Annotated in this window: 14 protein-coding genes; 7 read left to right on the top strand and 7 right to left on the bottom strand. The window is 48.2% G+C overall.

The window, feature by feature from the left end; all coding sequences use genetic code 11:
- Window positions 1-58: 58 nt before the first annotated feature.
- Together G8759_RS33850 and G8759_RS33855 are read left to right on the top strand one after the other, a co-directional pair.
- Window positions 59-1,285, top strand: a complete 1,227-nt coding sequence (locus G8759_RS33850; protein ID WP_167217961.1) for an ABC transporter permease — start codon at window positions 59-61, stop codon at window positions 1,283-1,285.
- 70 nt (window positions 1,286-1,355) lie between these two features.
- A complete protein-coding gene (locus G8759_RS33855) occupies window positions 1,356-3,008 on the top strand; it encodes a M1 family metallopeptidase (protein WP_167217963.1) in 1,653 nt (550 codons plus the stop codon).
- A gap of 69 nt (window positions 3,009-3,077) precedes the next feature.
- Here G8759_RS33855 and G8759_RS33860 read toward each other — a convergent pair whose 3' ends face one another.
- Window positions 3,078-3,488: a hypothetical protein gene (locus G8759_RS33860; protein WP_167217965.1), complete on the bottom strand. Its 411-nt coding sequence runs from the start codon at window positions 3,486-3,488 to the stop codon at window positions 3,078-3,080.
- 362 nt (window positions 3,489-3,850) lie between these two features.
- On the opposite strand from G8759_RS33860, the gene G8759_RS33865 reads away from it, so the two are divergent.
- Together G8759_RS33865 and G8759_RS33870 are read left to right on the top strand one after the other, a co-directional pair.
- Entirely contained in the window at window positions 3,851-5,242 is a 1,392-nt protein-coding gene (locus G8759_RS33865) for a cystathionine beta-synthase (RefSeq protein WP_167217967.1), read from the top strand.
- 106 nt (window positions 5,243-5,348) lie between these two features.
- A complete protein-coding gene (locus tag G8759_RS33870) occupies window positions 5,349-5,954 on the top strand; it encodes a PDDEXK family nuclease (RefSeq protein ID WP_167217969.1) in 606 nt (201 codons plus the stop codon).
- A gap of 1 nt (window position 5,955) precedes the next feature.
- Here G8759_RS33870 and rsgA read toward each other — a convergent pair whose 3' ends face one another.
- Both rsgA and G8759_RS33880 read right to left on the bottom strand, forming a co-directional pair.
- Window positions 5,956-6,882, bottom strand: a complete 927-nt coding sequence (rsgA, locus tag G8759_RS33875; RefSeq protein WP_197933069.1) for a ribosome small subunit-dependent GTPase A — start codon at window positions 6,880-6,882, stop codon at window positions 5,956-5,958.
- 51 nt (window positions 6,883-6,933) lie between these two features.
- Window positions 6,934-8,214: a 3-deoxy-D-manno-octulosonic acid transferase gene (locus G8759_RS33880; RefSeq protein ID WP_167217971.1), complete on the bottom strand. Its 1,281-nt coding sequence runs from the start codon at window positions 8,212-8,214 to the stop codon at window positions 6,934-6,936.
- 62 nt (window positions 8,215-8,276) lie between these two features.
- Here G8759_RS33880 and G8759_RS33885 point away from each other — a divergent pair, with 62 nt between their 5' ends.
- Together G8759_RS33885 and ytxJ are read left to right on the top strand one after the other, a co-directional pair.
- Entirely contained in the window at window positions 8,277-8,585 is a 309-nt protein-coding gene (locus G8759_RS33885) for a phosphoribosylpyrophosphate synthetase (RefSeq protein ID WP_167217973.1), read from the top strand.
- A gap of 54 nt (window positions 8,586-8,639) precedes the next feature.
- Entirely contained in the window at window positions 8,640-8,969 is a 330-nt protein-coding gene (ytxJ, locus tag G8759_RS33890; RefSeq protein WP_167219398.1) for a bacillithiol system redox-active protein YtxJ, read from the top strand.
- A gap of 56 nt (window positions 8,970-9,025) precedes the next feature.
- Here ytxJ and folB read toward each other — a convergent pair whose 3' ends face one another.
- The 3 genes from folB to G8759_RS33905 form a co-directional block, all read right to left on the bottom strand.
- Window positions 9,026-9,376, bottom strand: a complete 351-nt coding sequence (gene folB, locus G8759_RS33895; protein WP_167217976.1) for a dihydroneopterin aldolase — start codon at window positions 9,374-9,376, stop codon at window positions 9,026-9,028.
- An 84-nt stretch (window positions 9,377-9,460) separates the two neighbouring features.
- A complete protein-coding gene (locus G8759_RS33900) occupies window positions 9,461-10,384 on the bottom strand; it encodes a DivIVA domain-containing protein (RefSeq protein WP_167217978.1) in 924 nt (307 codons plus the stop codon).
- A gap of 119 nt (window positions 10,385-10,503) precedes the next feature.
- A complete protein-coding gene (locus tag G8759_RS33905) occupies window positions 10,504-11,403 on the bottom strand; it encodes a WD40 repeat domain-containing protein (protein WP_167217980.1) in 900 nt (299 codons plus the stop codon).
- Window positions 11,404-11,479: 76 nt separating this feature from the next.
- On the opposite strand from G8759_RS33905, the gene G8759_RS33910 reads away from it, so the two are divergent.
- A complete protein-coding gene (locus G8759_RS33910) occupies window positions 11,480-12,106 on the top strand; it encodes a 4'-phosphopantetheinyl transferase family protein (protein WP_167217983.1) in 627 nt (208 codons plus the stop codon).
- A 60-nt stretch (window positions 12,107-12,166) separates the two neighbouring features.
- Here the strand turns inward: G8759_RS33910 and G8759_RS33915 are convergent, their stop codons facing one another.
- Entirely contained in the window at window positions 12,167-13,042 is an 876-nt protein-coding gene (locus G8759_RS33915) for a transglutaminase-like domain-containing protein (protein ID WP_167217985.1), read from the bottom strand.
- Window positions 13,043-13,044: the final 2 nt, after the last annotated feature.

Genomic DNA, 13,044 nt, shown 5'->3' on the forward strand with positions numbered 1-13,044 from the left:
TTGCAAATCAGCGAATTTGCGTTTGCCTTTTTTGACCAAACAGTGTTCATCAGCAACCATGAATTTATTCAGAATTAGTTGGAGCAACCTTAAAGACAAACCACTGAGCAGTTTCCTGAGCGGCCTGCTGATGACCTTTGGCATCACAATTATTTCGCTACTGCTCCTGCTCAACAAGCAGTTAGACGATCAGTTCAGGAAAAATATTAAAGGAATAGACATGGTTCTGGGCGCGAAAGGAAGCCCATTGCAATTGATTCTGTCGAGTATTTACCAGATCGATTCGCCAACGGGTAACATTCCACTGGAGGAGGCCGAAAAACTGACCCGAAACCCGATGATCAAAACGGCCATTCCACTGTCTATGGGCGACAACTACCGCTCGTTTCGTATCATTGGCACCAATAAAAAATACATTGACCATTTCGGCGCTACCATCGGCCAGGGTCGGCTATTTCAGCAGGATCTGGAGACCGTGATTGGTCCGCGCGTGGCTGAAGTTGCCGGGCTGAAACTCGGCGATACCTTCGCCGGATCGCATGGTCTGGATGCCGAAGGGGAAGAACACGCAGATACAAAATACAAGGTTGTCGGTATCCTGAATCCAAGCAATACGGTTGCGGATCAGCTTATTCTGACACCTATATCGAGCGTATGGGCCATTCATGAGCACCACGAGGAGCATGGGGAAGAACACCATGAGGAAGGTGAAGCCCATGAGGAAGAAGGCCATGAAGAAGCCCCGCGCGAAATAACGAGTATGCTCATTCAGTTCCGGAATCCGCTGGGCATGATGATTGCGCGCGGTATCAACACGAACACCAAGCTACAGGCGGCTCTGCCCAATATTGAGATCAATCGGTTGTTTTCACTGCTTGGTGTGGGCGTTGAAACGCTACGAGGGCTGGCCATTGTGATCATGCTCATTTCGGGAGTCAGTGTATTTGTATCACTCTACAATTCGTTAAAGGAGCGTCGGTATGAAATGGCACTGATGCTGTCAATGGGAGCTACGCGCGTGCAGTTATTTGGGATGCTACTGCTCGAAGGCCTGGTTTTAGCCCTGATCGGTTTTGGATTGGGCATACTGCTTAGTCGGGTTGGCTTGTGGCTTTTTTCGAACAGTGTCTCGTCGGAATATCACTATAATCTGGCGGCATTCAGCATTTTACCCGAAGAATGGGCCTTGCTGGGTGTCGCTATCGGAATTGGCCTGCTGGCTGCGGCCTTGCCTGCGCTGGGCGTTTATCGCATGAATATTTCCCGAACGCTGGCCGAAGATTAAGGTTTGTCATGAAGTGGTGGCAGTTTCCAGCATCCGCCCAAACCCAATTTGCCCAATTACTTTATTATCAATGATTCAACTGCGTTTTAAAATCTGTTTTCTTTTCCTGATACTAACAACTGTCTCGAATGCCCAGTTGCCGGGTAACGCTGCCCGTTACACCCAACCAGGCGTCGATGTTCAGCATTACGCATTCTCACTTACACTCAGCGATTCAACCAACCAGATTAAAGGAGAAACTACTATTCGTTTCACTCGTGCCGACGACCGGCAAACGGTCTGGTTCGATCTGATTGGTGGCAAAAGCGACTCCCTACAGACTGGCATGAAGGTCAGTGATGTCCATTTATCGGATGGGAAAGCAGCCCCCTTCAGCCAGCGTAATGATCGGGTATTTATTAATCTTCCACCTGCACAGACCGGACAGTCGACAGAACTGGTCATCCGCTACGCGGGTACGCCCGCCCGTGGCTTGATCATCAGTCAGAATAAGTTTGGCGAACGTACCTTTTTCGGTGATAACTGGCCCAACAACGCCCGCAACTACCTGCCCGTGATTGATCATCCGTCTGATAAAGCGACCTGCGCCTTTACGGTCAATGCTCCGGCCGTCTATCGTATCATTGCGAACGGTAAGTTTCTGGGTGAAAGTGCCTTACCCAATGGCCGAAAACTGACACGCTGGCAGGAAAATACGCCCATCCCCACGAAAGTAATGGTGATTGGGGCCGCCCGGTTTGCCGTTGAAGAGGTCGGCTCAGTAAGTAACGTGCCGGTTCAGAGCTGGCTCTATCCGAAAGACAGTCAGAAGGGATTTGTTGACTACCGCCCTGCTAAAGAGATTCTTCAGTATTTCATTGAGAAGATTGGACCCTATTCGTACGAGAAACTGGCGAATGTTGAATCTACCACCATTTTCGGCGGTATGGAAAATGCCAGCTGTATTTTCTATAACGAAAAGGTCATTGTCGGCCATAAAGATTCGGATGTAGAAGCGCTGCTGGCCCATGAGATTGCACACCAGTGGTTCGGCAACTCGGCCACCGAAGCCGACTGGTCGCAGTTGTGGCTAAGCGAAGGATTTGCCACCTATTTTTCGGCGCTCTACCTCGAACATGCCTACGGAAAAGACACGCTCAACGCAGTGTTGAACCAGAATAAAGGACAGATTTTACGCTATACGGCCCTTAAGCCAAAAGGGACCATCGTCGACTCGACCACGACAAACCTGATGGATTTGCTGAACCCAAATTCCTATCAGAAAGGGGGTTGGGTGCTGCATATGCTTCGCCACGAACTCGGCGACGATATATTCTGGAAAGGTATCCGGGCTTATTATGAGAAATTCCGCAATGCCAACGCCCATTCAAGCGATTTTCAGGCGGTGATGGAAAGCGTGTCGGGCAAAAAACTGGGAACGTTTTTCCAGCAATGGCTCTATCAACCCGGCTACCCTGAACTGGTCTGGAATTCGAACTATGATGCAACTAAAAAGACGCTGGTCATCGACGTACGACAGGCACAACGTTCAGGTGCCCTCTTCACCATTCCGCTCTCTTTCAGCATCCGCGACGGTAATGGTCGTGAAATTTCCCGTATTGTCCGTCTAACCATGACCGAGTCTACACAGACCTTCACGGTTCCACTGGTAGTCAAACCCGCTTCGGTGGTCATCGACCCCGACAACACGGTATTGATGCGGGCTGTGCAAATGGGTAAGTAAATTAGCTAACCAAAAAAAACCACGACGCAATGTGCCGTGGTTTTCCTCCTACTCTACTTTCCCTGTCAATTAATTCAGTGTCAGTGTGCGCGATGTGGCCTGTGTAGGCTGCGTTTTCAGCGTAACCGGATAGAGCGCTACGTCGTTACCGCTAATAACCTGAACGCTATAGTTACCATCCTCCAGAGCGGTCAGATCGAACTGGAAATGGAACGTACCCTGTTTTTTGCTGATCTGCTGTTCGGCCAGTCTGGTGCCCTGTGCATCCTTCAGGTAGATGGTCATTGTTTGTCCCGGTTCCCGTTCAACAACGACATGTAGTTTAGAAGACTTTGTCGTTGAAGGATAAACCGCCACTTTGTACGAGTTTGTAATCACAGTGGGGTTAGCTGATGTAGTCGATTTCGTGACTACATCTGATGCAAAAGTAGCCGTACTTAAAAGCAGGGCCGTCAGTAATGATTGAGCAATTAATTTCATGATCTGTTCGTATTTGTTGTTTTTGGCTAAAAGATTGAGTCAAAGGTATAACGCCCTAAAGGCTTCGTAAACAGCCTGTTGAACGAACTGCATAAAACACCCACTGAACAGTTTAAATTGACTCATCAAGCGTATTCGATTCTTCCTGAAAATCGCAAGCGCCTGATGAATCGGGATGTTACAAGAATCGGGGTTTGCCCATTTTCTTGAGTTTGTGAAGAAATAACCCTAAATCGTACGGGAGATAATCGGAGCCAGGAAAGCCAATTGTCCATCAATGGGCTAAACGAACTTCCGGCTTGATGGTTTCTCTTGTAAATGAACTCAACAACCACAGCTAAGCTCAAACGGCATTAACCACAATGAACTACTATAACTCCATCATCGATACCATCGGAAACACCCCCCTGGTAAAACTCAATAAAGTCACGAAAGGCATCCGGGGAACGGTTCTGGCTAAAGTCGAGTATTTCAATCCGGGCAACTCTGTTAAAGATCGAATCGCCGTTCGCATGATTGAAGATGCGGAAGCAAAGGGGCTTCTGAAACCCGGCGGAACCATCATCGAAGGCACGAGTGGCAACACGGGAATGGGTCTTGCACTGGCGGCCATCGGCAAAGGTTATAAGTGCATTTTTACAATGGCCGACAAGCAGTCGCAGGAGAAGATCGACATTCTGCGGGCGGTTGGTGCCGAGGTCGTCGTGTGCCCAACCAACGTTGCGCCCGACGATCCACGTTCGTATTACTCCGTCGCGAAGAAGCTTAACCGTGATATTCCGAACTCGCTGTATCCGAACCAATATGACAACCTCGCCAACACAGCTGCCCATTACGAAACAACCGGCCCTGAACTCTGGCGCGATACCAATGGCCAGATCACTCATTTTGCAGCTGGCGTCGGCACAGGCGGAACGATCTGCGGCACCTCGAAATTCCTGAAGGAACAAAATCCGGACGTTGTTTCGATTGGGCTGGACACGTATGGTTCTGTATTCAAGAAATACAAAGAAACGGGTCTGTTCGACGAGGGCGAAATTTATCCATACCTGACCGAAGGTATTGGTGAAGACATTCTGCCGCAAAACGTCGATTTCAGCCTGATTGATCATTTCGTGAAAGTTACTGATAAAGACGCGGCCATAATGGCCCGGCGGCTGGCTCGCGAAGAAGGTTTATTTGTGGGCTGGTCGTGCGGCACAGCCGTACATGGTGCGCTGGAATGGGCTAAAGAGAACCTTACCGACAACGACGTGCTAGTGATCTTACTGCCCGATCATGGTACACGCTATCTGGCCAAGATTTACAATGATAGCTGGATGAAGGATCACGGTTTTCTGGAAGATCGGGCATTTAAAACCGCGCGCGATATTATTCACAACAAAAACGGCCGGATCGACGGATCAGCGCCACAGCTAACGACCATTGGATCAGGCGTTTCGGTAGGGCAGGCCATTCATGTATTGAATCGGCATAGCATTTCGCAGATCCCGGTTACCGATGAAGCAGGACACATTATCGGTAGCCTTACGGATTCTACGATTCTTACCAAGCTCATCGAAGACCCAGCGGTGAAGGATAAACCAGTAAGTCAGGTAATGGATAAACCGTTTAAGTTCGTTGGCCTGGACAACACCATCGACTCCCTGTCGTCGCTGATTGACCGCGACAACAAAGCCCTGCTCGTCCGCGACGAAAGAGAACAGGTACATATCATCACTCAGGCTGATCTTTTAGCCGCCATGACAAACTGAACGTAGAGGTCGCTTTGCTGAAGCAGCAACGACTTATGGATCTGCAAAGCGACCTCTAAGTATGTATTGCTTAAATTTTTGTAGTATTGTACTAAATCGCATGGCCATGGCAACAGAAGCAGCAACTCAGGCGCTTGAAGTCGCCCAGCAAATACCTTCCTACCTGATTTACGAAACACTCAACGGGCGTCCTTTATACAGAAAGGGCTATAAGGAGGTATTAGCTAAACGGAAAACTCCCGGTGAAATCATGGGTTGCAGCGACCTACAGGCAATTATTGTCTCTACATTACATTTGTATCTGGGTAATCATATTAACCGAAAAGCGTATTGGGTAGTCACCAATGAGCCTGGCCTTCACCTCAAGCTAGGCGACAATCTGTCGAATGACATTGCGCTCTACGAAAAAGAAAAAGTAACCGTCAAAGGGAAGTTCTTCGACGTTGCGCCCAGAGTTGTTGTCGAAGTCGATATCAAAGTAGACCTCGAAGCATTCCCGGCAATGGAGCAGGATTATATCTACGCCAAAACCCAGGCCATGCTCAACTTCGGAACAGAACGTGTTATCTGGATTACGACCCAATCCCGAAAAATATTCGTGGCTACTCAGGGAGAAAACTGGCTGACCCTCAACTGGGAGGCTACAGTTCCAGTACTTGATACGGTAACACTGAACGTAGCCGCCCTCCTCACCGAAGAAGGCGTCCTATAGATTACCGACGGTTATCTCCTCCCTCCACCATACTGAGGTAACTCATATACCGGCTTTCTGCGATCTCACCTTCAGCAACGGCTTCCTTGATGGCGCAACCGGGTTCATTGACGTGCAGACAATTGTGAAAACGGCATTGATTCAGGCGATTGCGCATCTCCGGGAAATAATGGCTGATTTCTTCCTTTGCGGTATCCATTAAACCCAGCTCCTTGATGCCCGGCGTATCGATAATGTAGGTTTCGGGGGCCAGTTCAAACATTTCAGCGAACGTTGTGGTATGAACACCTTTATTGGCAAAGGTAGAAACCTCATTCGTTCGCAGGTTCAGATCGGGTGCAATAGCGTTTACGAGCGAGGATTTACCAACACCCGAATGCCCGGATAGTAAGGTCACTTTTTGGTTAAGCAACTCCCGGAATGCATCCACACCTTCGCCCTCCGTTGCCGACGTAGCCAGACATTGGTAACCGATGCTTTCATACATATCCATGATTTCCTGCTGATAGGCCAGTCCTTCGTCATTCAGAATATCGGTTTTGTTGAAAACGACAGCGGTCGGGATTCGAAACGATTCGGCCGACACCAGAAACCGATCAATAAAACCAAGTGAGGTCCGGGGCAATGTAAGCGTTGCCAGCAACACTGCCTGGTCGAGGTTCGCAGCCAGAATATGCCCATGCGCCGTTTTATGAACCGACTGGCGGATGATGTAATTTTCGCGGGGCGAAATATCTGTGATAACCGCCGTGTTTTCGGCTTCATCCTCAATATCGAACGTTACCCGATCGCCCACGGCAATTGGGTTCGTAACTTTCAGGCCTTTGATCTTGAACTTGCCCTTTAGCCGTCCCTGAAAAATATGGCCATCCTCGTCGCGAATATCGTACCAGGAACCCGTAGAGCGTATGATTAATCCTTGTTTCAATAGATGAAAAGCGAAAGAGTGAATGAGTAAAAAAATGAAATGCCAGCGCGTTTAGTAGTCGGGCTTTTGCTTATTCAGTCTTTCGCTCATTAAATGCGTTACAACCTGCATAACCTGCGCCGTTGCGCCAATGTTCCGTTGCACATAATTACGGCTGATTTGGGCTGTATCAGCGGAGTCGACATACTGTCTTGTGAATAGTTCAAGCAACTCTTTGGCAGTAGTGATCGGAAAAGCAGCTCCTTCAGTTACCAAATCTACGGCTTCCTGAAACTTATCATAGTCGGGACCGAAAAAGATCGGCATGCCAAAGGTAGCCGCTTCCAGAATATTGTGAAGCCCTTGCTTAAATGCTCCGCCAATGTAGGCAAACTCACCGTACTGATAAAGGGATGATAACATACCTACGTTATCGATAAAGAGAACCTCGAATGACGGAATCGTCGATTGATCAAACGAGGACAACTGAGTTTGGGAGAACCGTACTGAGGGTTGGTTTAGCTCGGTACGCCATTTTTCAATCTCTTCGTCGTGGATTTCGTGCGGAGCGATAATCGCTTTCAGCGGTTTGTCAAACTGGTTCAGGAATGGGATCAGTACCTTCATATCGTCCGGCCAGGCGCTACCTATGACCAGCACAGGCATACCATTTTTAAATGCTTTGGCAACTGGAATATCTTTCTTAGCAGTTGCTACCTGCGCCACCCGATCAAAGCGCGTATCGCCCGCCAGGGTTACGCGCGTTAGACTTATGCTCTTGAGCAACGTCAGCGATTCCTGGTTCTGCACCAGAATGTGATCGAAATAATGGAGCATAGTCCGATAAAAGCCGCCATATGATTTAAAAAAAAGCTGATCCGGACGAAAGATTGCGGAGAACGAAATCACCGGCACCAGTGCAGCGCTTAATTCACGGAGGTAGTTGTACCAGAATTCATATTTGATGAAAAAGGCAATCTGTGGCTTTACAATGGTTACGAATGATCGCGCATTTGCGGGCGAATCGACCGGCAGGTACATGATAAAGTCAGCCCCATCGTAGTTTTTTCGTACTTCATAGCCCGAAGGCGAAAAAAAAGTTAGCAGAATTTTATAGCCAGGGTATTGAGTTCGAAATGCTTCGATTACCGGACGTCCCTGTTCAAATTCACCTAGTGAAGCCGCATGAAACCAGGCAATTGGGCTGTTGTTACCCGCAAGTTTTGCAGTCAGGTTACTGATCCAGTTGCGTCGACCATCGACCCATTGCCGGGCTTTAGGGTTAAATGGAGCCACTAGACGCAGTAAATTCTGATAAACAAAAATGCCCGTGTTATAAAATCCAGCAAACAAGCGAATAATCGGTTGGTTATACTTGCAAAGCTAAACACTTGCTCTCAAACCATTCAAAAACTATGCAATCTTACGATACGCTCACCGAAGCCCTCGATGGCCTCCGCAAACAGGGCTTTACTTTAGACTATAACCTGAAAAGCGACCGGCTCCATTGCCAGCAGGACGACATTGAACTGCATCCGGCTGATTTCGACATTGTAGACGTGTATCGTTTCGAAGGCATGACTGACCCCGACGATTCGTCGGTTGTTTATGCGATCGAGTCTAAGTCTGGTCAACGTGGTACCCTAATTGATGCTTATGGACCTTATTCAGAGGCTATCTCGCCTGATATGGCGGAGAAACTACGTTACACGCCCAAAGAATGACGAACTTTTCAGACGAAAAATCGCTTTTACGTCAACAGAATGTGTGTTGATACAATGAACTGGAACAAAATAACGAGTGACGCTCAACTCGACGAAATCAAACAGGAGTCGGCGAAGCAACCAGTGCTGATTTTCAAACACAGCACAAGTTGCTCTATCAGTGCCATGGCCTTAAGCCGTATGGAACGTAACTGGAGCGACCAACTGGGTGTAAAACCTTATTATCTCGACCTACTGGCTAATCGGCCAATCTCCAATAAAATTGAGAATGTATTTGGCGTAGAACACGAATCACCACAGGTATTGCTGATTCGTAACGGCGAATGTATCTATGATGCCTCGCACATGGCCATTTCGTTTGCGGGTTTGCAGCAGGCGGTATAACAAAGGAATAATGACAGAAAAGGGGAAATGTGTTGAGCATTTCCCCTTTTCTGTCATTATTCCTTTAAGGTGATCTTGGCCCGATGGCAAACGCCACCAATAGGCGGATTAAACTTGGAGACGCTTACCTCAACCGACAGCAAATCAGTATACTTGATTCGTATTTCCTGAATAATTCGGTGGGCAATGTGTTCGAGTAATCGGGCGGGCTGCTGCATTACATTGGCCGTAATCCGATATAAATCTTCGTAATTGACAGTTGCACTCAGACGATCGCGTCGGGCGGCTTCCGAAAAGTCCGCTGTCACTACAATGTCTACTGAATACTTATTTCCTATTTTCTGCTCCTCGTCGTAAAAGCCGTGATAGGAGAAAAACTCAAGTCCTTCTAAAGCAATTGTTCCCATATGGATGGTGGCGTTCTACCATTGGGCAGAACTTCCTGAGCAATGGGAACCCAGTATGATAACAGCGGGTTCCCATTAACTCACTTAAATCTGGTCAAAAAACGAACCACTTTTCTTAGCCTGCGGGTCATTGTTACCTTCGGCCGCAGCGGATGGTTCGTCCGTGTTCACTTCGGCGAGTACCGATTCGGGAGCCGTTTCTTTAATAACAGCTTCAGCAACGGGCTTTTCATTATGAGTACTCTCCGACTGGGTTTCCTGTTGAATGGCTTCATCGAGTTTATCTACAACCTGATCATCGATCGGAATTGCTTCGGGTACCGATGTTTCGCGTTCAGTCAGTGGAGGCAATGCAGCAACAGGGTCATCGGTTGATTCTGATGTTGTGTCAACCGGTGTTTCTTCAGGCTTATTTTTTTCAGCAGCCTCTTTCAATTCTTCCTGTATCTGCGTCGTAACTTCATCAATTTTGCCCTTCAGATCCTGCTTGGAAAACTTCTTCTCGAAGCGATCTACACTATCTACGGCATTACTGGCGAGTGAACGAATCTGGGTAGCTAAGTTTTCTTTGTAGCTCTCCAGCGCTTTGAAATCGTGTTCGAGCGTCTTCAAATCGTTCAGGATGTTGTCTTTCAGGAAACGGGCCTGATTTTCGGCATCCTGCACCATCAACGATGACTTTTTACGGGCTTCAGCCAGCATATCATCGGCCTTCTGCCTGGCTTCAACCAGAAACTGATCGGCAGCCTTATTTGCCTGATCGGTAATCTGTGTGCTGGTATCCTCGGCGGTTTTAAGCGTCCGGAACAGCGTCATTTCAACTTCTTTCAGCTTACCTAATTCTTTTTCGGCAATCTCAAGTTGCATTTTGAGCATTTTATATTCACCGGTAACGCGCTCCCATTCCTGAGAAAGTGAAACCAGAAATGCGTCAACATCATCGGTTTTATAACCACGCAGCCCCCGTTCAAATGTGTGCTGCCGGATTTCAATAGGCGTAATTTTCATCGGTGCGCTTCGGTTAAGGTAATTATGGACATACCTATTAAGAGTGAAGTAACGGCCATTATACGTATTTAGCAATAAATAGCAAGAGAAATCTGCTTTTTTGGTAAAAAATCTGCGTATTAGGCTACTTTCCAGACAGAAATTGTTCGGTCATCGCTCGCCGAAAGCAATTGATTGTGGTAATCAGTCCACAATAATTTATTGACTGACGTACCATGCCCGGCATGACGGGCCCGATCCACAACTTTCAGTAACCTGTAGGTTTCAGCATCCCAGATTTTGATTGATTTATCCATACTGGCTGTAGCAAACAACGTACCAGTCGGATTGTAGGTAAGGTGATTGATCGCAAACATATGCGCTACGACCTCTTGTTGCAGGGCATACTCATGTTCAACGTCCCATACTTTCAGATGCGCATCACGTCCGGCCGTGAGTAGAAAACGAAAATCCGGCGAATACAGTACGGTAAAGACCGAGTTTGTATGCGCGGGAATGATTCGTTTGAGATCGTATGTGGCCAGATCGAAAATGCGTACGCCATGATCACTATATCCAACAGCGACCTCGCGCTCAACGGGATTGACGGACAGGCACCGCGCCGACTGATCGGATGCTTTCAGGTGCTTTTTGATTGCCAGCGATTCGCTATCGACCACAACGACCACGCCATCGGAGAGCGCTATAATCACGTCGTTTTTATAGAATTTGATATCGAAAATGGCAGCAGAAGTCAGTTTCAACGAGCTAACTTCTACTTTCTGAACCGGGTCAATCAGATGCAGCCCCTCGTAGTTCTGCCCAACCCACAATAAACCAGTCGTTGGGTGAAGAGCTAATGCATAGACCGAGGCAGGTACTTTTGCCACCAGTTCACCCAGATCAGGCCGGTCGAGCTGCCAGCGAACAACCAACCCATCAGCGCCCGATGAAAAGACCTGATTGGGTTGCGGGCCTCGCTCCAGTGCGTATACACAGTCGCGATGGCCGCCAAACGTATCTATTTTTTCAATAATCACGAACTATAAACCAAAAGTCGAGCATCAAAGGTCGTTAAACCTTTCTTTTTCTCGAACGACTTCCGACTTTTGATTCGTGACATTTCAATTAGCTATCAATAGTGATTGTACGGCCGTACTTCAACCGATCACCGAAGACGAGCCAACGCTACGGGCAAGCCTTCTGCTGACAACGCCGGAGCAGGACGATTTAGCAGGTATCAGCCATCCGGCTCAACGGGTTGAGTGGCTGGCCTGCCGGGTCGCCATTCGGCAATTGATCGAAGCACAGGGCTTGGTCTATGCAGGTCTTCATAAAGACGAATTTGGGAAACCGCACCTGATCGGTACGCCCTGGCATGTTTCTCTGTCGCACACGGCCGGCTGGGCGGCTGCGGTGCTGCATCGAACACGCCCGGTTGGCATCGATATTGAACCAATCCGGGATCAGTTTCGGCGGGTGGTTCCGCGGGTATTGTCGGAAGATGAAATTATCCACGCAGCCGGTGAGCCAGGGCGCCTGGCCGTTTACTGGTGCGCGAAAGAAGCTTTGTATAAACTATACGGAAAACGCCAGCTTACCTTCCGCGATCATTTATTTATTGAACCATTCGATGATAATGCCGAACACCTCATCGGTCACGTACGCTTACCCGATCATAAAGCCCAGCTCACCATCCGCTGTTTTCAGACCGGCCCCGGTCTGCTGGCGGTAGCTTATTAATGGCTAATGAACACCGTTTTTCGTGTTTCAGTGTGTTCATTAACCAGTACTTATCTGCTCTTACCGTTGCGTATAATCCGATAGAGGCAGACCGTCGCCATCGTCTTTAACCATTTCAAGAATCTGTTCGACCTCCCGAACCCGATCGGTATCACCGTTTTTCTCGAATGCCAGGGTTAAGTTACGCAGTACCCGACGAACAATGTCGGCATTGGTACAGGGCTGATAGAAGGTATCCAGCCGTTTCAGGTTCAACTGGTCAATGTACTGATCGATGTCTTTCTTGGTAAAGACCAAGCCCCGATTAAAGACATTGATGTAGAACTGGACACCGCTATCGTTCTTATAGGTCAGCACAAACAGATTGGGCAGGTTAACGCCATAAACCGGCAGGTTTAGCCGTTTCGCTATCAGCATATACAGCACACAAAGCGTAATGGGATTACCCCGGCGCGTTTCCAGCACCTGATTGATCATCGAGTTAGATGGCGAGTGGAAATGCTTCGTATTGGGCGCAAACTTCAGCTTTGTAAAAAAGGCATTATTCATGGCCCGGATTTGCTCATCGGGATGCATATCCGCTTTAATGTCAATCCAGACGTCGTAGTATAACTGCTCAACGTCCTGTTTTAACTTGTCGAGCGACAGATCCGGATATTGATAGGTAGCCACGATCCAGAGGCCCTCCAACAGGTTCATAGCCCCCCCGTTTTTCCAGTCGCGCATGCGCTCCAGAACGGATTCATACTGCAAATCGTGAATAATTTCTTCGATACGTTTCTGTAGAGCCGGATTAAAACTACCTTCCCATTCGGTTTCCAGAAGTGGGATCATTTGTCCGCCAATTTGCCGGATTTGCTGTTCGACATGCTCAACTACTTCCATGTCCTCGTCGTCCAGCAATGAGATCAGAGCTTTTAATTCGTTGTCGCTCATGC

The organism is Spirosoma aureum (assembly GCF_011604685.1).
Lineage (GTDB): Bacteria > Bacteroidota > Bacteroidia > Cytophagales > Spirosomataceae > Spirosoma > Spirosoma aureum.

Bases quoted from the DNA above. Each gene is read 5' to 3' on its own strand.
- G8759_RS33850 (WP_167217961.1), top strand. From the start codon at position 59: ATGAATTTATTCAGAATTAGTTGGAGCAACCTTAAAGACAAACCACTG.
- G8759_RS33855 (WP_167217963.1), top strand. From the start codon at position 1,356: ATGATTCAACTGCGTTTTAAAATCTGTTTTCTTTTCCTGATACTAACA.
- G8759_RS33860 (WP_167217965.1), bottom strand. From the start codon at position 3,488: ATGAAATTAATTGCTCAATCATTACTGACGGCCCTGCTTTTAAGTACG.
- G8759_RS33865 (WP_167217967.1), top strand. From the start codon at position 3,851: ATGAACTACTATAACTCCATCATCGATACCATCGGAAACACCCCCCTG.
- G8759_RS33870 (WP_167217969.1), top strand. From the start codon at position 5,349: ATGGCAACAGAAGCAGCAACTCAGGCGCTTGAAGTCGCCCAGCAAATA.
- G8759_RS33885 (WP_167217973.1), top strand. From the start codon at position 8,277: ATGCAATCTTACGATACGCTCACCGAAGCCCTCGATGGCCTCCGCAAA.
- ytxJ (WP_167219398.1), top strand. From the start codon at position 8,640: ATGAACTGGAACAAAATAACGAGTGACGCTCAACTCGACGAAATCAAA.
- folB (WP_167217976.1), bottom strand. From the start codon at position 9,376: ATGGGAACAATTGCTTTAGAAGGACTTGAGTTTTTCTCCTATCACGGC.
- G8759_RS33900 (WP_167217978.1), bottom strand. From the start codon at position 10,384: ATGAAAATTACGCCTATTGAAATCCGGCAGCACACATTTGAACGGGGG.
- G8759_RS33915 (WP_167217985.1), bottom strand. From the start codon at position 13,042: ATGAGCGACAACGAATTAAAAGCTCTGATCTCATTGCTGGACGACGAG.